General features: G+C 66.1%; 18 protein-coding genes. 10 read left to right on the top strand and 8 right to left on the bottom strand.

Annotated features, from left to right (window positions below):
* Position 1: 1 nt before the first annotated feature.
* Positions 2–1,294: a phosphoribosylamine--glycine ligase gene (gene purD / locus MUG98_RS07340; RefSeq protein ID WP_265111484.1), complete on the bottom strand. Its 1,293-nt coding sequence runs from the start codon at positions 1,292–1,294 to the stop codon at positions 2–4.
* Between the two features lie 146 nt (positions 1,295–1,440).
* Between purD and thyA the strand changes: the two genes are divergently transcribed.
* The 7 genes from thyA to MUG98_RS07305 all read left to right on the top strand — a co-directional run bounded on the left by thyA (position 1,441) and on the right by MUG98_RS07305 (position 11,414).
* Positions 1,441–2,457, top strand: a complete 1,017-nt coding sequence (gene thyA / locus MUG98_RS07335; RefSeq protein ID WP_265111483.1) for a thymidylate synthase — start codon at positions 1,441–1,443, stop codon at positions 2,455–2,457.
* Positions 2,454–3,005, top strand: a complete 552-nt coding sequence (locus tag MUG98_RS07330; RefSeq protein WP_265111482.1) for a dihydrofolate reductase — start codon at positions 2,454–2,456, stop codon at positions 3,003–3,005. Before thyA ends, MUG98_RS07330 begins: the two co-directional genes overlap by 4 nt.
* A 388-nt stretch (positions 3,006–3,393) precedes the next feature.
* The gene (locus MUG98_RS07325; RefSeq protein ID WP_265111481.1) at positions 3,394–3,828 is read left to right on the top strand and encodes a calcium-binding protein; all 435 of its coding nucleotides are present in this window, start codon (positions 3,394–3,396) and stop codon (positions 3,826–3,828) included.
* Between the two features lie 591 nt (positions 3,829–4,419).
* Positions 4,420–4,842 carry a calcium-binding protein gene (locus tag MUG98_RS07320; RefSeq protein WP_265111480.1) on the top strand — a complete coding sequence of 141 codons (423 nt, stop codon included), beginning with the start codon at positions 4,420–4,422 and terminating at the stop codon, positions 4,840–4,842.
* A gap of 600 nt (positions 4,843–5,442) precedes the next feature.
* On the top strand, positions 5,443–6,039 hold the full coding sequence (locus tag MUG98_RS07315; protein WP_265111479.1) for a calcium-binding protein: 597 nt from the start codon (positions 5,443–5,445) through the stop codon (positions 6,037–6,039).
* 254 nt (positions 6,040–6,293) lie between these two features.
* Positions 6,294–9,032, top strand: a complete 2,739-nt coding sequence (gene acnA / locus MUG98_RS07310; protein ID WP_265111478.1) for an aconitate hydratase AcnA — start codon at positions 6,294–6,296, stop codon at positions 9,030–9,032.
* A gap of 207 nt (positions 9,033–9,239) precedes the next feature.
* A complete protein-coding gene (locus MUG98_RS07305) occupies positions 9,240–11,414 on the top strand; it encodes a thioredoxin domain-containing protein (RefSeq protein ID WP_265111477.1) in 2,175 nt (724 codons plus the stop codon).
* 24 nt (positions 11,415–11,438) lie between these two features.
* On the opposite strand, the gene MUG98_RS07300 is transcribed toward MUG98_RS07305, so the two are convergent.
* Positions 11,439–11,846 (bottom strand): TlpA family protein disulfide reductase, encoded by a 408-nt coding sequence (locus MUG98_RS07300; RefSeq protein WP_265111476.1) that lies wholly within the window; start codon positions 11,844–11,846, stop codon positions 11,439–11,441.
* 136 nt (positions 11,847–11,982) lie between these two features.
* The gene (locus tag MUG98_RS07295; RefSeq protein ID WP_265111475.1) at positions 11,983–12,312 is read right to left on the bottom strand and encodes a VOC family protein; all 330 of its coding nucleotides are present in this window, start codon (positions 12,310–12,312) and stop codon (positions 11,983–11,985) included.
* A 117-nt stretch (positions 12,313–12,429) separates the two neighbouring features.
* Here MUG98_RS07295 and MUG98_RS07290 point away from each other — a divergent pair, with 117 nt between their 5' ends.
* The 3 genes from MUG98_RS07290 (at position 12,430) to MUG98_RS07280 (ending at position 15,445) form a co-directional block, all read left to right on the top strand.
* A complete protein-coding gene (locus MUG98_RS07290; RefSeq protein ID WP_265111474.1) occupies positions 12,430–13,488 on the top strand; it encodes a Leu/Phe/Val dehydrogenase in 1,059 nt (352 codons plus the stop codon).
* Positions 13,489–13,602: 114 nt separating this feature from the next.
* Positions 13,603–14,580 carry a PLP-dependent cysteine synthase family protein gene (locus MUG98_RS07285; protein ID WP_265111473.1) on the top strand — a complete coding sequence of 326 codons (978 nt, stop codon included), beginning with the start codon at positions 13,603–13,605 and terminating at the stop codon, positions 14,578–14,580.
* A gap of 124 nt (positions 14,581–14,704) precedes the next feature.
* Positions 14,705–15,445 (top strand): hypothetical protein, encoded by a 741-nt coding sequence (locus MUG98_RS07280; protein ID WP_265111472.1) that lies wholly within the window; start codon positions 14,705–14,707, stop codon positions 15,443–15,445.
* Between the two features lie 27 nt (positions 15,446–15,472).
* Here MUG98_RS07280 and MUG98_RS07275 read toward each other — a convergent pair whose 3' ends face one another.
* From MUG98_RS07275 to MUG98_RS07255, 5 genes are all read right to left on the bottom strand, one after another.
* On the bottom strand, positions 15,473–16,099 hold the full coding sequence (locus MUG98_RS07275) for a DUF5804 family protein (RefSeq protein WP_265111471.1): 627 nt from the start codon (positions 16,097–16,099) through the stop codon (positions 15,473–15,475).
* 103 nt (positions 16,100–16,202) lie between these two features.
* Positions 16,203–17,381: a tRNA sulfurtransferase gene (locus tag MUG98_RS07270; protein ID WP_265111470.1), complete on the bottom strand. Its 1,179-nt coding sequence runs from the start codon at positions 17,379–17,381 to the stop codon at positions 16,203–16,205.
* An 89-nt stretch (positions 17,382–17,470) separates the two neighbouring features.
* Positions 17,471–18,355, bottom strand: coding sequence for a dihydrodipicolinate synthase family protein (locus tag MUG98_RS07265; RefSeq protein WP_265111469.1), 885 nt, complete (start codon positions 18,353–18,355; stop codon positions 17,471–17,473).
* A gap of 82 nt (positions 18,356–18,437) precedes the next feature.
* Positions 18,438–19,667, bottom strand: a complete 1,230-nt coding sequence (locus tag MUG98_RS07260; protein ID WP_265111468.1) for an MFS transporter — start codon at positions 19,665–19,667, stop codon at positions 18,438–18,440.
* A 135-nt stretch (positions 19,668–19,802) separates the two neighbouring features.
* Entirely contained in the window at positions 19,803–20,132 is a 330-nt protein-coding gene (locus tag MUG98_RS07255) for a DUF7344 domain-containing protein (RefSeq protein WP_265111467.1), read from the bottom strand.
* Between the last annotated feature and the right edge of the window lie 18 nt (positions 20,133–20,150).

The following is a 20,150-nucleotide window of genomic DNA, read 5'->3' as shown; positions in this document are numbered from 1 at the left end:
GTTACTCCTCTCGAAGTTCGTTCACGTGATCGATCCGCCGCTGGACGAGGTCGGCTTTGCCGATGTCGTGGCGGACGTGCAGTCCCTCCTCGCCAGCGACCGCGAGCGCGTCTTCGGCCAGTTCCTCGGCCTCGCCGATCGAGTCGGCGACGCCGACCAGGGCGAACGATCGGGATGTCGTGGTGTAGATGCCGTCGTCGCGTTCGTCCACGCTGGCGTAGTAGAGCAATGCGTCGCTGGCGCTCTCTTCGTCGACCTGTACCTTCGCACCGGCCGCCGGATCCGTCGGGTACCCTTCGGGCACGGCGTACTTGCAGACCGTCGCCTTGTCGGCGAACTCGAGTTCAGGCGGGGCCTCGCCGTCTCGAGCGGCGATGAGAATCTCGAGGAAGTCGGTCTCGAGCACGGGAAGAGTGTTCATCGCCTCTGGATCGCCGAAGCGGGCGTTGAACTCGACTACCTTCGGACCCGCGCTCGTGAGCATGAACTGGCCGTAGAGGATGCCCCGGTAGTCGTCGAGCGCGTCGACGGTCGCCTCGATGATCTCGACTGCACGCTCGTAGTCGTCGGCGGTCATGAAGGGCAGTTCGAACGTCGCGTCCGAGTAACTCCCCATGCCGCCCGTGTTCGGACCCTCGTCACCCTCGTAGGCACGCTTGTGATCCTGCACCGCGGGCGCGGTCTCGAATTCGCCGTTGGCGACGAACGCCTGCACGGTGAACTCCTCCCCGATCAGCCGTTCCTCGAGGACGATCCGATCGTAGTCGGAGTCGCGGACGTACTCCTTGCCCTCCTCGGCGGTGACCTGATCGCCGATGACCTTTACGCCCTTGCCGCCGGTGAGTCCGGCGGGCTTGATCGCGAGATCGCCGTCGTACTCGTCGATAAAGTCACACGCGGCCTCCATGTCGTCGAAGGTCTCGAAGTCCGGACAGCCGGGAATGTCGTGCTCCTGCATGAACCGGCGCTGGAAGGCCTTGTCCGTCTCGATGCGGGCGTCCGCTTCCTTCGGTCCGAAGGGGTAGATCCCCGCGGCCTCGAGCGCGTCCGCGACGCCGGCCGCCAGCGGTGCTTCCGGCCCGATGACCGCGATCGTCGCGCCGACGTCTTCGGCGTAGTCGACGACGGCCTCGGGATCGGTCGTTTCGAGCGTCTCGAACTCGGACGCGATCCGCGCGATGCCGGGGTTGCGGTTGCCGGCACAGGCGTACAGTTCGCCTTCGCTGTCGGCCAGCGCACGGGCGATCGCGTGCTCCCGGCCGCCGCCACCGATCAGCAGGACGTGTTCTCGCATGGTCGAAAGCGGAACGCACGAACCTGTAAGCGTTGCTCTTTCCGACAGCGGAAATATACACGATCGTGAGGGTCGACCGGGCGGTGTTCCGATCGGTCGTGACCGGGACGTAATCGTCATGTATCCGCGTCCGAATGGGTCGAACAATGCACCAGTACCTCGATCTCGTCGATTCGGTTCTCTCCGGGGGTACTTACAAGCCCAATCGAACCGGCGTCGACACGATTTCCTCGTTCAGCGAGCACTACGAGGTCGACCTGCAGGATGGGTATCCCCTGCTCACGACGAAGGAGATGGACGGCTACCGATGGAACTCGATGCTGCACGAGGTCTGCTGGTATCTCTCCGGCGAGGAGCACATCCGCAACCTCCGCGAGGAGACGAAGATCTGGGACGCCTGGGCCGACGAGGACGGCCGCCTCGATACCGCCTACGGTCGGTTCTGGCGCCGGTATCCGGTCCCGGAGGACGACGCGCAACTCGCGGGCGAGTCTTGGCCCGACGACGCCCACCGCTGGGTCACAGTCGAGGACGACGGCCGCCGGACGTTCGATCAACTGCAGTACGTGATCGACACGCTCTCGGACAACCCGAACTCCCGACGGCTCGTCGTGAACGCGTGGCACCCCGCCAACGCGGCCGTCTCGACGCTCCCGCCCTGTCACTACTCGTTCGTCTTCAACGTCCAGGGCGATCGGCTGAACTGTCACCTCACGCAGCGGTCCGGCGACACGGCGCTGGGGATCCCGTTCAACATCGCGGCCTACGCGCTCCTGACGAAAGTCGTCGCCCAGCAGACCGGCTTCGAACCCGGCACCTTCGCCCACACCGTCGTCGATGCACACGTTTACTGCGGCCGCGGTGATCGGGGCGACTGGTACGGTCAGAACCTCGACAACTTGCAGTCCCGACTCGCCGCCGTCGACGATCGCGAGGCGTATCTGGACGTCAAGGCGTGGCTCGAGGCCGAAGCGCCGCCGGAGGCCGAGGGCGACGAGCGACTCGATCACGTGCCCGGCCTGCTCGAACAGCTGTCGCGGGAGCCACTCGACCGCCCGACGCTCGACCTCGCGGACACGTCGATCGACGACCTCGCCTCCGAGGACGTCCAGTTGCGGGGGTACGACTCCCACGAGGGGATCGAGTTCTCGGTGGCCGAATGACCGCGTCCCGCGAGTCCCTCCCGGCGGCCGTTCGCGAGACCGACCTCGAACTCGCCGCGATCGTCGCCGTCGCGGAGAACGGCGTCATCGGGAGGGACGGCGAGATGCCGTGGCACCTTCCCGACGACCTGCAGCACTTCAAGGAGGTGACGATGGACCATCCCGTCATCATGGGGCGGGTCACCTACGAGGGCATCGTCGAGGCCCTCGGCGAACCGCTCCCCGGCCGGACGACGATTGTCCTGACGAGTCGGGACCTCGAGACGCCCGAGAACGCCGTCGTGGCGTCCGATCTCGAGGGGGCGATCGAGGCGGCCGAAACAGCGGCCCGCGAGCGCCACGAGGGCACCGATCGGGCGTTCGTTGCCGGCGGCGCGTCGGTGTACGAGCAGTTCCTGCCCGCGATCGATCGGCTGATCGTCACCGAGGTTCACGACGCACCCGACGGCGACACGCGGTTTCCGGTGTGGGATCGAGAGTCGTTTCGGGAGGTTTCGCGTGACGAACGCGACGGGTTCGCGTTCGTGGTGTACGCCTGCCGCGAGTGACGGCCTCGATCGGTGTCCCGGCCGTCGATCCGGAACGATCTCGTCCCCGATCCGGGATCGGCGGCGTCACCGCGACCCGATCGCTGGACGACCACACCGTCAGCGGGCCGTTGTCGTGACCGGTCACCGACCACATAATCACTCGTTTTCCCGGCGTTCGTGTCGACGGAACCCGACTACGACCGTCCCCGATCGCGGTCGGCGTCGAGCGAATTGCGTTCGTTCTCGATCGAGCGGCGAATCGACGACGCCAGGACCCGTGCCGCCGGGGACCTAATAGGGGCGTTCTTCGGGTACAGGTCGTCTTGGCCGGTGAAACGAACGGGCCGACTTATACGAAATTGCAGCAAGAAACGTCCACCCCGAAGAGGGGGCATAGGTGAGAGAAATGTCAAAAGAAACTAACAAACGGTCCGATGCAAGACTGACGAAAGGAGCGCTCGCCGCGACTGGGCTCGGACTCGGCGCAACCGCGACGGCGGGGAGCGCCGCGGCCCAGGACGACGATGACGATGACGATAACAACGAAGACCTGGTAGTCGTGTTAGCGGATGACTATCGACCCGACGTGGGCTTCGAGGTCATCTCGATGCTGGAAACCGAAACGAAAGAGGATCTGATCGACGACGCCGGGGGCGACCTCTTTGACGATCCCGACGACTGGGACGCGTACGTCATCAGTTCCGACAACGACGGGAACGCCCCGATGTGGGGCGTTCTGTTCACGGAGGACGTCGATCTCGACACCGGCGACAGCGAGACGATGGGCGATGACGGGGATTTCCGTGACGCTCAGCTAGATATCGTTGAGGTCGAGCTGTAGCCCCAAATCGATCCCATTCGAGAGTTTTTTCCCGCCTAGTGGCGCTTCGCTCGCACGTTTCGACGGGAGTGCCCCTCTTCGCGCGACCCGAACGCCGCTCGGCCCGTCGACACGTACGGTGCTCGAGAACTGCCGTTCAGGACCGTCGTTCGGGACCCTCAAACAACCACTGGATGTGACTCGTACCCCGCGCTGATCTTCCACGTGATAGTCCGCAGAAAGCACCGGTTTTGTCTCCTGGCGGTCCGAACTGCGTCGTCTTCGGCTACAAATCTCCCGTAAGACGGCTCTGCACCGAACTCGCGTTTTATCCACCGTCGGCCATCGTCGCCGCGCCGATCGGCCCCGATTCCGGCTACCAACTCGTTTCACGGGCCGGAGCACTGGGGAGGCCGCGTCCCGATCGGGACGCGGTCGGACCCCGGATCGACCGATCGGCGGACCGACGATGCGTGGAACCCGAGCCACTGCGGATCTAAGAGGGAAGTTTTTCAGGTACAGGTCGTCTTGGCCGGTGAAACAATGGGGCTGACTTAAGCGATATGGGGTCAAGAAACGCCTACCCTGAGCAGGGGGATGCAGGTGAGAGACATGTCAAAAGAGACCAACGGACACTCAGACGCGAGACGATCCGTATCGAAAGGGACAATCGCAACGACGGGGCTCGCCCTCGGCGCAGCCGCGACGGCAGGGACCGCCGCCGCCCAGGACGACGAGGACGTGATCGTGCTCGAAGCGGACTACCGGCCCGACGTCGACTTCGACGTCATCGCAGAGCTGGAAACGAGAACGCTCGAAGATCTGATCGAGGACTCCGGGGCGGGAGACGACGTGTTCGACGACCCCGACGACTGGGACGCGTTCATCGTCGACTTCGATTTGGGTGTGGAAGCCCCCTCGTGGGGGATCCTGTTTACGGAGGATGCAGACCTCAGCACCGGCGATAGCGAGACGTTAGGCGACGACGGAGCGTTCCGGCGGGCCCGACTCGGCCTGGTCGAGGTCGGGTTGTGAGCGCGGACTGAATCCGATCGGACTGTTTCTTTTCATTCCCAGTTGCGCGACGTTCGACCGTTCCGATAGTAGTGCCCTCCTTCACCGCGACCTGAACGACGCCCGACGCGCCGGCGGTCGCAACTGTTCGAACGAGCCAGTTCGAAACTTCATCCGATCCGATGATACTCACGGGCTGTGACCGTTTTTCGGTGCTGATTTTCCCGGTGATAGTCCGAGGAAAGCATTTGTTTTGCTATATGAGGGGTTGCGTACTCCGTCCCTATCGCCTCAAATCACACGATAAACCGCCTTAGAGGCCGCAATCGGCTATCCTCGTGGGCGAAGCAGGGAGATGCGGTCGGCGCTCACACAGCGCATACCTATCAGAAACAGTAACGGACTGAATCGCGCGTTCCGAAGCCCGTTTCGATCGATAAACAACCATTGTTGACATCCGAATCTCGCGCCGCCGTAAAGTGCCGAAATTCGGCTCCGTAGTGGCTAATGGCGGCATATTTGTGACTTTAGTTTGTCTTAGACGGTGAAACAATGGGACTGACTTATGCGAAAATTGGGTCAAGAAAGGTCTACCCCGAAGAGGGGACTTAGGTGAGAGACATGACAGAAGAAGATAGCGGACTATTCGACGACTCCAGACGCTCGTTCATGAAGAAGGGAGCGCTCGCCACGACGGCGCTCGCCCTCGGCGCAGGCGCGACGTCAGGAAGTGCTGCCGCCCAGGAGAACGGCGACGTGATCGTGTACGGAGATGACTACCTCCCCGGCCAGGACTTCACGGTCGTCTCGGCGCTGAACACGACAACGAAGGAAGACCTGATCGAGGAGTCCGGGTCGGCGGACGACGTGTTCGACGACCCCGACGACTGGGACGCGTACATCATCAGTTACGACCTCGGCGTGGACGCACCCACGTGGGGCTTCCTCTTCACGGAGGACGCCGACCTCAGCGCTGGCGACAGCGAAACGATGGGCGACGGCGAATTCCGTGACCCTGCGCTGGACATGGTTGAGGCGATGCTCGGTGGTGTCGACGGTAACGGCGGTAACGGAGGCGACGGTAACGGAGACGACGGCGACGGTAACGGCGGCGACGGCGGAAACGGCGGCGACGGCGGCGCAGGCAACGGCGGAGACGGCGGCGGAGACGGCGGCGACGGCGGCGGAAACGGCGGCGACAACGGCACCGGCAACTGACGCGCCGCTCCGTTCTCGTCCCGCCTCGATCCGTTTTCACGTATTTTGCGCACGACCTCGAGCACCGCATCTCGTTCAGTCCGATGGCCGTCTCGCGCGATCGACCGTGGCTCCCGGGCCGTCGTGCTGTCCGGGTTGGAGAGTCTCCCGACCCCGGCCGTGGTACTACATCACACTCCGACAAATACGGGGTGTATAAGGTGTGTACAGAAGATTCTCGGGGGATTCAAATGTGGTGACTTACTAGGTCGAGTATGGCAACTGATGACGTCTCGAACGCCATCCGGGAGTTCGAACACGACGGCGAGACGTACAAGATGGCCGATCTCACGGTTCTCGAGGATCAGGGGCTCTGCGACCTCGAGAAACTCCCCGTGAGCATCCGAGTGCTGCTCGAATCGGTGCTCCGGAACGTGGACGGCGAACGAGTGACCGAAGCGGACGTCCGGAACGCGGCGTCGTGGGAACCGGACGTCCCCGACGCGGAGGTGCCGTTCCAGCCCTCGCGAGTCGTCCTGCAGGACTTGACCGGCGTCCCCGCGGTCGTCGACCTCGCGGCGCTTCGCTCGGCGGCCGATCGCAAGGGCGTCGACCCGACCAGCGTCGAACCCGAGGTCCCCTGCGACCTCGTGATCGACCACAGTGTCCAGGTCGACTACTTCGGCAGCGAGGACGCCTACGAGAAGAACGTCGAACTCGAGTACGAGCGCAACGAGGAGCGCTACCGCGCGATCAAGTGGGCCGAGCAAGCGTTCGAGGACTTCAACGTGGTCCCGCCGGGAACCGGGATCGTCCACCAGGTCAACCTGGAGCATCTCGGGCGCGTCGTCCACGCCCGCGAGGAGGACGGCGAACAGTGGCTCCTCCCCGACACCCTCGTCGGAACCGACAGCCACACCCCCATGATCGGCGGCATCGGCGTCGTCGGCTGGGGCGTCGGGGGCATCGAGGCCGAGGCCGCGTTGCTCGGCCAGCCGATCACGATGACGCTACCCGAGGTCGTCGGGGTCGAACTCACCGGCGAACTGCCGGAGGGTGCGACCGCGACCGACCTCGTGCTCCACATCACCGAGAAGCTCCGCCAGGTCGGCGTCGTCGACAAGTTCGTCGAGTTCTACGGCCCCGGCGTCTCGCAGCTCTCGGTCGCCGATCGGGCGACGATCGCGAACATGGCGCCCGAGCAGGGGTCGACGATCAGCATGTTCCCGGTCGACGAGAAGACGCTGGACTACCTCGAACTCACCGGCCGCGACGAGGACCACATCGAACTGGTCCGCGAGTACCTCGAGGCCCAGGGCCTGTTCGGCGAGCACGATCCGGAGTTCACCGAGGTCGTCGAGTTCGACCTCGGCGACGTCGAACCCAGCCTCGCGGGCCACAAGAAGCCCCACGCCCGCATTCCGATGGGCAATCTGGACGAGCACTTCCCGACGCTGCTCGAGGAGGAAGGCGTCGTCGGCGGCGAGGATGGCGCAACCAGCGATGGAGGACTGGTCACGGAGACCTCACCCGACCTCGACGAGAAAGTCCCCGTCGAACTCGAGGACGGAACCGAGGTCGAGATCGGCCACGGGGACGTCCTCGTCAGCGCGATCACCTCCTGTACGAACACCTCGAACCCGTCGGTGATGGTCGCCGCGGGGCTGCTCGCGCGAAACGCCGCCGAACAGGGACTCGAGGTGCCCGAGTACGTCAAGACGAGTCTCGCACCGGGGAGCAGGGTCGTCACCGAGTACCTGGAACGAGCCGATCTCCTCGACGACCTCGAGGAACTCGGCTACCACGTCGTCGGCTACGGCTGTACAACCTGTATCGGCAACGCCGGTCCGCTGGCCGAGCCGATCGAGGCCGACATCGACGAGCACGACCTCTGGACGACGAGCGTCCTCTCGGGGAACCGCAACTTCGAGGCGCGCATCCACCCCAAGATCCGCGCGAACTACCTCGCCAGCCCGCCGCTGGTCGTCGCCTACGGGCTCGCGGGCCGGATGGACATCGACCTCGAGGAGGAGCCGATCGGGACGAACGACGAGGGCGAACCGGTCTACCTGGAGGACGTCTGGCCGGACCCGGAGGAGGTTCGCGAGACGATCCACGACAGCGTCTCCCCCGAAATGTTCGAGGAGAAGTACGCGAGCGTCTTCGAGGGCGACGATCGCTGGGAGGCCCTCGACGCGCCGACCGGCGAGGTCTACGACTGGGACGACGAGTCGACGTACATCCGGGAGCCGCCGTTCTTCCAGGACTTCCCGCTCGAGGAACCCGGCGTGGAGGACGTCGCGGACGCCCGCTGTCTGCTCACCCTCGGCGACACCGTCACGACCGACCACATCAGCCCCGCGGGGCCGTTCGGCGAGGACCTGCCCGCCGGCCAGTGGCTGAAAGAACGCGGCGTCGAACCGTACGAGTTCAACACCTACGGCTCTCGCCGCGGGAACCACGAGGTCATGATGCGCGGCACCTTCGCGAACGTGCGCATCGAGAACCAGATGCTCGACGGCACGGAGGGCGGATACACGATCCACCACCCGACCGAGGAGGAGACCACCGTCTTTGAGGCCAGCGAGCGCTACCGCGAGGAGGACACCCCGCTGGTCGTCATGGCCGGCGAGGAGTTCGGTACCGGTTCCAGCCGCGACTGGGCGGCCAAGGGGACCGACCTGCTCGGGATCCGCGCGACGATCGCCGAGAGCTACGAGCGCATCTACCGGGACAACCTGATCGGCATGGGCGTCCTGCCCCTGCAGTTCGCGGAGGGCGACGGCTGGGAGGAACTCGGCCTCGACGGCTCCGAGTACTTCGAGATCCGCGGCCTCGACGACGGACTCGAGCCAAACGCCGAACTCACCGTCGTCGCCGAGGACGAGGACGGCGAGACCACCGAGTTCGACGTGACCGCACAGGTCGGCACGCCCGCCGCCGTCGAGTACGTCGAGAACGGCGGCGTCCTGCACCTCGTGCTGCGACGGCTGCTCCAGGAAGAGGCGGCCTGATCGATCGATAGATCGACGGAACCCTCACGTATCGCCTTTTTCGTCCGTTCGAGTCGCGTGCCGTGCGATCGTTCTGTCGACGATCCGTTTCGCTCGTCTCCTCGCTCACGTCTTTTCCGCTCGCGTCAGCTGCCCCTCCCGCTCACGTCCGATGGGGGATGGGTGCCACGCGCCGGTCTTTTCCCGCCTCCCTCCGTAGACTCTCGTATGACCCAGCCGACAGAGCGCAATCGGCTCGACGAGGAGGAGAGCCCGTACCTGCGCCAGCACGCGGACAACCCCGTCAACTGGCAGCCGTGGGACGAACGGGCTCTCGAGGCCGCCCGGGAACACGACGTCCCGATCTTCCTCTCGATCGGCTACTCGGCGTGTCACTGGTGTCACGTCATGGAGGAGGAGAGCTTCGCCGACGAAGAGGTCGCAGAGGTGCTCAACGAGCACTTCGTCCCGATCAAGGTCGATCGGGAGGAGCGCCCGGACGTCGACTCGATCTACATGACGGTCTGCCAGCTCGTCACCGGTGGCGGCGGCTGGCCGCTCTCGGCGTGGCTCACCCCCGACGGGAAGCCGTTCTACGTCGGGACCTACTTCCCGAAGGAACCGAAGCGCGGCCAGCCGGGCTTTCGCGACCTTCTCGATCGGATCAGCGACTCCTGGCGAGACCCGGACGATCGCGCGGAGATGGAAAACCGGGCCGACCAGTGGACCGAGGCCGCCAGGGGCCAACTGGAAGAGACACCCGAGTCGGTCGGCGCCGCAGAGCCGCCGTCGAGCGAGGTCCTCGAGACGGCCGCCGACACGGCCCTCCGGAGCGCCGACCGGCAGTACGGCGGGTTCGGCTCCGGCGGTCCCAAGTTCCCCCAGCCCGCACGGCTCCGCGTCCTCGCTCGGGCCGACGATCGAACCGGACGCGACGAGTACCGCGCGGTGCTCGAGGAAACTCTCGACGCGATGGCCGCCGGCGGCCTCTACGACCACGTCGGCGGCGGGTTCCATCGGTACTGCGTCGATCGGGACTGGACGGTGCCCCACTTCGAGAAGATGCTGTACGACAACGCGGAGATTCCGCGGACGATGCTCGCCGGCTACCAGCTAACTGGAAACGAGCGCTACGCCGAGGTCACCCGCGAGACGCTCGCGTTCGTCGATCGGGAACTGACCCACGACGAGGGCGGATTCTTCAGCACGCTCGACGCGCAAAGCGAGACCGAGGCGGGCGAACGCGAGGAAGGGGCGTTCTACGTCTGGACGCCCGACGAAATCCGCGACGCGGTCGACGACGGGACGGCTGCCGACCTGTTCTGCGATCGCTACGACGTCACCGAATCGGGCAACTTCGAGGGTCAGAATCAGCCGAACATCGTCGCGCCGATCGACACCCTCGCCGACAGGTACGACCTCTCCGAAGACGAGGTTCGCGATCGGCTCGAGACCGCACGCGAACGGCTATTCGAGGCCCGCGAGGAACGGCCTCGGCCGGCCCGCGACGAGAAGGTCCTCGCGGGCTGGAACGGCCTCATGATCTCGACTTGCGCCGAGGCCGGGTTCGTCCTGGGAGCAGACGAGTACGCCACCATGGCGGTCGACGCCCTCGAGTTCGTCCGCGATCGGCTCTGGGACGACGACGAGGAGCGGCTCTCCCGGCGCTACAAGGACGGGGACGTCGCGGTGGAGGGCTACCTCGAGGACTACGCGTTCCTCGCCCGCGGCGCGTTGTACTGCTACGAAGTCACCGGCGAGGTCGATCACCTCGCGTTCGCGCTCGATCTCGCGCGGGTGATCGAGGCGGAGTTCTGGGACGCCGATCGCGAGACGCTGTACTTCACGCCAGAGAGCGGCGAGGCGCTGGTCACCCGGCCCCAGGAACTGGGCGATCAGTCGACGCCCTCGGCCGCGGGCGTGGCCGTCGAGACGCTGCTCGCGCTGGACGGGTTCGCCGAGGAGGACTTCGAATCGATCGCGTCGGGGGTCCTGGAAACCCACGCCGGCCGGCTCGAATCCGACCCGCTCCAGCACGCCACGCTCTGTCTCGCCGCCGATCGACTCGAGTCGGGCGCGCTCGAAGTCACGGTCGCCGCCGACGAGGTCCCCGACGAGTGGTACGAACGGTTCGCCACGCAGTACCTTCCCGACCGGCTGTTCGCCCCGCGGCCGCCGACCGACGACGGCCTCGAGTCGTGGCTCGATCGGCTCGACCTCGCGGAGGCCCCGGCGATCTGGGCCGATCGTGACGCACGCGACGGGGAGCCGACGCTGTACGTCTGCCGCAATCGTACGTGTTCGCCGCCGACGACGGACGTCGACGACGCGATCGAGTGGCTGAGCGAGACGGAGGTGGAATCGGACGACGGATCCGAGTCGGGAGAAAACGTTCCGTTCTGAGGTGGTAGGACTGTCGGACGACGGTCAGGCCGTTTCGGCTTCGAGTTCTGCCTCGAGTTCCCGTGCGAGCCAGACGGCGGGCGGGACGTCCTCGGACTCGACGAACCGGACGAGTTCCTCGCCCGCATCTCCGTCCGCGCCGTCGGGCGCGCGCTCGACCACGATCGTCGGGATGTACTCGATACCGTACTCGTCGACGCGCGGTCCCCGTTTGTCCTGATCGACGGCGATCGCCTCGATCCGGTCGTCGGGAACCTCGGCCGCCTCGAGGGCGGCCCCGAAGTCGGGCAGGAGTGCGCGACAGTCCTTGCACCAGTCGCCGCCCCAGACGATGAAGGTCAGTTCGTCGCGATGGGCTGCGAGCGTGTCCACGGTGTCCGCGTACGATGCGGCGTCCCACGTCGGGTTCGGCCGCATGGTTTCGAGACTCATACCCGCGCATTACGTGGCCGGGGGCTTAACGACCGTGCTTCGTGCGGACTCGCGTCGGAGCGGTCGCTATCGAACTCCCGTCGATACCGTGAGGTGACGGCGGGAAGCGAGACGGGTCGGGAGTGCCGATCGACGGTCACTCGAAGGTCTGAAACTCGACGGTTCGGCCCTCCGGATCCGCGGCAAAGAACTGGTAGATGCCGTATTTCTGGTTGAACCGCGGCTCTTCGGCTGCCCGATCGGCGAGCCGTTCGTACGCGTCGTCGACGCCGTCGCGGTCGCCGAAGACGAACGTGACGATCCCCTCGGTGTCGGCGGTCTCCCGATCGCAGAACCCGACCCGGAACGTGCCCGCTTCGAGGATGGTACAGTCTGGCTGCTCGCGCCAGACGGTCGCGCCGAGGTCGCGGTAGAACGCGACCACGTCGTCGTGACACTGCGTCCGGAAGAAGACGATTCCGTCCATGACGGCAGATCACGGGACGGGGACAAAAAACCGTCCTCGAGAGCGGGCGGCCGGTCGAGTCGTCCGGCGCAGTCGAGAGCGATACAATTTTTACGGTAAACAGAAGATCTATATAGCATGGTATTCGCCTCGATGGGCGACGACGGCCACGAACAGGTATCGTACTTCACGGACCCCGAAACCGGCCTGCAGGCGATCGTGGCGATCCACGACACCACGCTGGGACCGAGTCTCGGGGGCACACGTATTCTCGACTACGACACGGAAGACGATGCGCTGGCGGACGTCCTCCGGCTCTCGCGGGCGATGACCTACAAGGCGGCCGCCGCCGATCTCCCGCTCGGCGGGGGCAAAGCCGTCATCCTCGGCGACCCGGCGGAGATCAAGACCGAGGCGCTGTTCGAGGCGTACGGACGGGCCGTCGACTGTCTGGGCGGTCGGTACATCACGTCCGTCGACGTCAACTCCGGCGTCGAGGACATGGACGTCGTCGCGCGGGAGACCGACAACGTCGTCGGGACGAGCAAGGGTCTCGGCGATCCGTCGCCGATCACGGCCCACGGCGTGTTTCACGGAATTCGCGCGTGCGTCGAGTCCGTCTACGGGTCGGACTCCGTCGCGGGGCTCGACGTCGTGATCCAGGGGCTGGGGAAGGTCGGCAAGTCGCTGGCCGAGGAACTGCTCGCGCGGGACGCCTCGGTCACCGTCACCGACGTCGACGCCGCCGCCGTCGAGTCGTTCGCGGCGGACCACGACGTCGACGTCGTCGATTCCGACACCGTCTACGATCAGTCTTGCGACGTCTTCGCGCCGTGTGCGATCGGCGGCGTCGTCAACGACGAGACGATCCCGCGACTCGAGTGCGATATCGTCGCCGGCGGAGCGAACAACGTCCTCGCCGAGCGCCGACACGCCGAGGTGCTTCGAGAGCGGGGCATCCGCTACGCGCCGGACTACGTGATCAACGCCGGCGGCCTGATTACCGTCGCCAAGGAGCACCTCGGCGGGGGCCGGGAGGAGGCCTACGAGGAAGCCGCCGCGATCGGCGATCGATTGCGCGAGATGATCGAGCGCGCCGATGAACGGGAGACGACGGTTCTCGCAGCCGCGGACCAGTACGCCGAGAAGCGAATCGACGACGCAGAGAGGGTGACGCCGGCAGTTCCGTCGCAGTGATCGCCGTCCGATAGACAGAGCGACGGAGCCCCTGTCCTCGGCGGGAGCCGACACACCGGCACGACCTGCCTCGGCCCACTACGGGTTTACGTCTCGACTCCTTACGGCCGGGCAATGAAGGGAAGCATCCTGGACACGATCGGTTCGCCGCTCGTCCGGGTCGACTCGCCGGAGGGGGCGACCGTCGCCGCCAAGGTCGAATCCTTCAACCCCGGCGGCTCGGCCAAGGACCGCCCGGCCCTCGAGATGGTCCGGACGGCCGAGCGGGAGGGCCTGATCGAACCCGGCGACTGGCTGGTCGAACCGACGAGCGGGAACACCGGTATCGGGCTCGCGCTCGTCGCCGCCGCCCGCGGATACGACCTCACGATCGTTATGCCCGCCTCGAAGTCCGAGGAGCGCCGACGGATCATGGCCGCCTACGGTGCAGAACTCGAACTCGTCGAGGGCGAGATGGACGACGCCCGTGCCCGCGCCGACGACCTTGAAGCGGCGGGCGCGATCCAGCTCGGCCAGTTCGAGAACCCCGCCAACCCGACGGCCCACTATCGCACGACCGGCGAGGAGATCGTCGAACAGGTCGGCGATCGGGAGATCGACGCCTTCGTGGCCGGCGTCGGCACCGGCGGCACCCTCTCCGGGACCGGGCGACGGCTCCGCGAGGAGTTCCCCGAGATGGATATCATCGCCGTAGAACCGGCACGCAACGCCGTCCTCTCGACCGGCGAGTCGGGCGACGACGACTTCCAGGGGATGGGCCCCGGCTTCGTCAGCGAGAACCTCGATCGGGATCTGATCGATCGCGTCGAGACGGTGGCGCTCGAGGATGCGGAAGACGAGTGCCGCCGCCTCGCTCGCGAGGAGGGGATCCTCGTCGGGCAATCCAGCGGGGCGACGAGCCTCGTCTCCCAGCGGATCGCCGACGAAATCGCGGATCCGAGGCAGGACTGTCCCGACGTGCCGGGCGCGTTCGACGGACGGGCGGTCACGTCCGAACCGGACGGTGGCCGGCCGGCCGAGGACTGCCCGCTGGTCGTCACCGTCTTCTGGGACAGCGGCGAACGGTATCTCTCGACCGGACTCTTCGACTGACGGGAGAGTCGAGGAGTGTAACAATCTCCGAACGGGCGAGCGGTGATCCCGCGAGCCGAAGACCAAAATCGTTCTTTCACCTTGAACAACTCCTTTTACCCGCTGCTGTGTACGTCCGGGCACGATGACGCGTTCCTCCGATCGATCCGGCCGGTCGCGCCGATCGGTTCTCTGTACGACGACTGCTCTGTTCGCGCTCACTGCCGGCTGTATCGCCGACGAGGGTTCCCGGTCCGACACCGGTGGTGACGATACCGACGGAACCGACGACGAGCCGGGCGCTGGCGGCGAGGACGAGACCGACGACGATGGCAACGGCGACGACGGTGATGACGGCGACGAAGAGTCCGAACAGACCGTGTACGAGACGCAGTCGCTGACTCACACCGAACTCCCGGCGGACCCCGACGTCGACACCCACTTCGACCGGGACGCCGCCGAGCAGTGGCTCGCCGACCGGGACCTGACCGCCGACGAAGCGGTCACCGAGTTCGTCGACGAAACGTCGTTCGAGGAGTCGGTCCTGGTCTCGCTGGAGGCCAGCGCACCCGATCTCTGCCACGAACTGGTCCTCGACGAAGTCACAGTCGGCGAGGAGTCGATCGACGTCACCGCGAGGGTGAGCGACGAATCCGCTTCGGACGAGTTCTGTGCACAGCAGGAGACGGCGGTCGGACAACTCGTGCGGGCGACGCCGACCGGCGATGGCGGATCCGAACTCTCGGCGACGATCGTCGACCGGGACGGTACCGAGCACGGGTTCGGAATGGGGTTCGACAGTAGCGAGGGATCGGCGTCGGAATCGGACACCGAGCGAGATTCCGACGACGACGGATCGGACAGCGATAGCGACTCCTCGACGTAGCGCGACCGATCCGGCTCTCGTCGCCGATCACGGCGAGTACTCGGCTTCCGTCAGGCGAACGACGAGCGTCTCCTCGACGTCCCGGAGGTCGTACGCCGGGAGGTCCCCGTCGGTCCGGCGGACGTACAGCGGTTCCACGAGTCGGTATCTGGACGGGCCGGTGTCCGATCGGTTGCTGTCGGTGCTCGAGTCGGCGTCGTTCTCACCGTCGGCGGACGTCGAGTCGGCGTTCTCCGCCGCCTCGACACTCTCCGAATCGCTCCGCTCTGAATCGGCGTCTCCCGAACCGTCCCGCTCCGAATCGATGCCTTCGGGAGAGACGGGTTCGAGCCCGTAGACCTTGCAGAACTCCCCGGTTTCGGTCGCCTCGACGTCGCCGTTTCGGAGCTGTCGTGCTAGCGGGCGCGAGAGCCACTCCTCGTCGCTGACGCTCGGTTCCTGAACGAGTGCCTCGTCGACGAAGCGGATCAGGTACCAGTTCAGGTCGTTCAGCAGCGAGACCGCGGCCCCGATGCTGACGGTTCGGACCGCCAGCGAGTTTTCGAACGGCCGCTCCAGATCGTAGGTCACGAGTGCCTCACGGGAGGTTTCGCGGGAGAGGAGCTCGTACTGGAGATTCACGTCGGCGTTCCCGATGAGACAGACGCGAGTCACTGGTATGTGGTGCGTGCGGCTGTGTAATGTCGGTTTCGGCTTCCGGTCGATCGTCGATCCGCGTCGGAATCGCGGGTTGGGCTGCCAGAAGTCCCCTGACAGCTCAGAGTTCTACCAGTTCCGCGTTCCTCGCAGCTTCCTCGGCACGCTCGAGCAAATCGTCGGGTTCGCGTTCGAGAAGCGGTCCGAGACGGGCGTCCGTCTCGACCCGATCGGGGGCCACCCGGTTACAGCCGGCGTCGATCGTCGAATCGGTGAACGTGCCGATCTCGCGTGCTTTCGCGACGATATCCGCTTTGTCCCAGGTGAGCAGCGGCCGGTGGATCGGTAGATCGGTGACGCGACTCGTGACGCCGAGGTTCTGGACGGTCTGGCTGGACTTCTGGCCGACGGCCTCGCCGGTGACGATGCCGTTCGCGTCGATGCGCTCGGCCAGCGTCTCGGCAGCGCGATAGAAGAACCGGCGCAAGGAGAGCATCCGGCCCTGCTCCATCTCACGAACCAACAGGTCCACCGTCTCGCCGCCCGGAATCCTGTACACTTGCATGTCGAAGTTGGGCGCGTACCGCGAGAGGGTGCGGACGGTCTCCATCGCCCGTGCCTCGTGGTCGATTCCGCCGTAGGGGCCGAGGTCGACGTACACCGGGACGATCGGGCTGCCGCGTTTCATCATCTCGTAGGCCGCGACGGGCGAGTCGATGCCGCCGCTGATCATCGCGATGACGCTCTCCTGTGCGCCGAGCGGGAGGCCACCGGGCCCGGGTCGCGTCTCGAGGTAGACGAACGCGACGTCGTCGCGGACCTCGACGCCGAACGTGAGATCCGGGTCGTCGAGGTCGACTTCGGGGTCGAACTCCTCCTCGACGGCCTCCCAGATCACTGCGCCGCCCTCGCGAGCCAGATCCTCGCTGTCGTAGGGGAGTCGTTTGTCCGCCCGGCGCGCGTCGACTGCGAACGTACCGCCGTCGTAGCACGCGCGGGCCGTCTCCGCGAGCGCGTCGAGAATCGCCGCCTTCTCGGTACTGACTGTGCGCGCGGGGCTCGCGGAGACGACGCCGAAGGTGTCCGTGGCGGCATCCGTCGCGGCCTCGACGGTCCCTTCCGTGGCGTGGATCAGCGGTCGGCTCCAGCGATTCTCGACCTCGCCGGGAACCGACCGATCCGAGAGCATAGCCTCGAGATTTTCGACGAGCAGTCCCTCCATGTGCCGCTTGACGGTCTTGCTCTTGGTGTTGACGTCGCCGTGACGGAGGAGGACCGTATCGGCTCCCGGAGGGTGCATACGGTGGCATAGACGATCGGAGGTATAAGGGGATTACGAGCGGTCGTTCGCACGATCGCAGCCGTGGGGTGACGATCGCTGCCGCCCGGTCACCGATCGCCGACCGCCAGCGCACGATCGAGTGCCTCGGCGATCGGACCGGTGTCGTCGACGGGAACTAGCGGCGGACGGACGTCGTCGGACGGGAGGACACCCCGTTCCACGAGTGCAGCCTTCGTCGCCGGGGCGAAGTCGTGCGTCGTACACGCCTCGAACAGCGGGGCGATGGCCTCGGCCTGCAGTTCTCGGGCGCGATCGCCGTGTGAATCGTCGGCGACCTCGCGGAAGACCTCCGGAACGACGTTCGACAGCGCGTTGACTCCACCGTCGGCGCCCATCCGCAGCGACGGGACCAGGATCGCGTCGTACCCCTGCAGGCACAGGAACTCGTCGGGCGTTCGTTCGAGTACGGACAGGAAGTACGCGAGGTCGCCGCTCGAGTCCTTGATCCCGATCGCCCGTTCGTGGTCCGCGACGGCGGCGACCGTCTCGGGTTCGATCCGCTGGCCCGTACACTGCGGGATGTTGTAGAGCAGGACGGGGAGCGAGGCCTCCGCGAGAACGGCCTCGAAGAACCGCCGGTTCCCCGCCGGATCGTTCGCCGTCGTGAAGTACGGCGCGACGATCGCGGCGGCGTCGGCACCGGCAGTGGCAGCGTTCTCGACGGCGTCGATCGTCTCCGCAACGCTGGTGGCTTCGGCTCCCGCGACGACGGGGACGTCCGCGTGCTCGACGGTCCGTTCGATCACGTCCAGTCGTTCCGCCGGGGCGAGACTCGGGAACTCCCCGGTCGTCCCGCAGGGAAAGACGGCGTCGATCCCGCCCGTCTCGAGGTGGTCGACGAGGCCCGCCAGCGCCTCGTCGTCGATCGAGCCGTCGTCGAACGGCGTGACCAGCGGGCAAGTAATTCCGTGCAGCGCGGTGTGGACGTCCATACTGACACCTCACGCCGTTTTGACAAAGGCGTTGTCGTCGGGAGCCGGGGGTAGGGATCGAGAGTCAGGGGTCAGCGGAGGATCAGGTGGCGGACTCCTCGACGGTCGGACTCAGCCGTCCGGTGTGGCTGTAGACGCCCGCCAGGAGAACCCCGCCGGCGACGAGCGGAACGATCGCGCTGAGTCCGTACAGCACCTCGAACGAGAACGTCTCGGCGAACGGGAGTGCCACCAGCGGACCGAGCCCGCCGCCGACGTCGCCGAGGACGTTGTTCGTCCCCATCGCACGCCCCATCCGGTCCTCGGGCGTGAGATCGGCGAGCAGGGCCGTCAGCGGCCCGCCGACGCCGCCCTGGCCGGCACCGATCAGGACGCACGCGACCACGAGGATCTCGAACCGGGACCCGACGGCCAGCACCGCGAATCCGAGACAGGCCGTCGCCAGGAAGCCGAGCATCACGGGGACGCGTGCACCGACCGAATCGCTCAGGACGCCGCCGCCGAGGGTGAACACCGCGCCGGCGAGCACCGTCACGGCCATCAGCATGCCCGAGGACCCCTGCGCGTCGAGGCCGAAGATCGAGATTCCCCGCTCGCCGAGCAAGAGGACGAGCGTCGAGAACAGGACCCCGATGTAGGCGAAGTAGAGCCCGAAGTTGACCAGTCCGATCGTCAGGGCCGGGACGCTGCGTTCGACGTCCCACGGCTTGACCGACTCTTGCTCGCCCTCGACGTGGGTCTCCGGGACGATCAGGTACGCGACGACGCTCGCGAGCGCGGCGAAGGCGGCCGCGAGGACGAACGCCTGGACGTTCCCCCAGACGTCGCTGACGATCCCGCCGAGGACGAGACCGGCGGGGAAGCCGAACGTAATTCCCGCCCGGACGATACCCATGCTCGTTCCCCGCGAGTCCGCCTCGCTCACGTCGGCGGTGATCGTGTACGCGGTCGCGAAGACGAGTGCGCTCCCGAGTCCCCAGAGGATCCGGGCGAGCATGAACCAGAACGCGGGGACCGAAGAGAGGATCGCGACCACGTAGCCGAACGTCGCGGCGCCCTCGATCGCCAGCCCCGCGATGAACGGTTTCCGGGTCCCGACGCGATCGACCAGCGCCCCGGCCGGCGCGTTGCTCACCAGTCTCGTGAACCGGTTCGCGCTCAGGATGAGTCCGACCATGAACGCCGAGATGCCGAGCACTTCGCCGAGGTTCGGCAGGATCGGGAAGATCACGCCGCCGCCGAAGCCGACGAAGAAGGTGCTGGCGACGACGGCGAGAACGGTCCGGTTCGAACTGGCAGAGGGACGTGACACTGGCGATCGCTCTCGAGGATGTTTCGAATCGCAACCCGCTACCCGACTAACACACCGACCACGCTAATGGCTCTGTCGAAAGCGGTCGCCCGAACGGGTCCGATCGTCGTCTCGAATCCGAGCGTCAGCGCGCGATTATCTGAGCGGTGGAACGACGGTCCACTCGTCGGGCAACCCCTCGCGATGGTCGAGCAACAGTTCGAGCAACGGTTCGACGTCGGCGAATCTGTCCCCCGTGGCGATTTCGTTGCGTTTTCGATCCCACTCGATCAGGTCGCTCTCGACCAGCATGGGGAGGTGGCAGTGACGTAACTCGACGAGTCGGGCGTCGTGATTCGCTCCGGCGATCGCGACATCTTCCGGGAGGTGAGTCGTCTCCTCCGTCTCGGAGGCCCGGTCCAGGAGAGCGATCAACGTGCAGCGACGATAGTCGTTCGCGATGATGGTAAGCATGTCGTTGATCATCGATCATCGGTTTCGCTA

It is taken from the genome of Halosolutus halophilus (genome assembly GCF_022869805.1).
Taxonomy (GTDB): Archaea; Halobacteriota; Halobacteria; order Halobacteriales; family Natrialbaceae; genus Halosolutus; species Halosolutus halophilus.
This window is presented reverse-complemented; position numbering and strand designations above follow the sequence as displayed.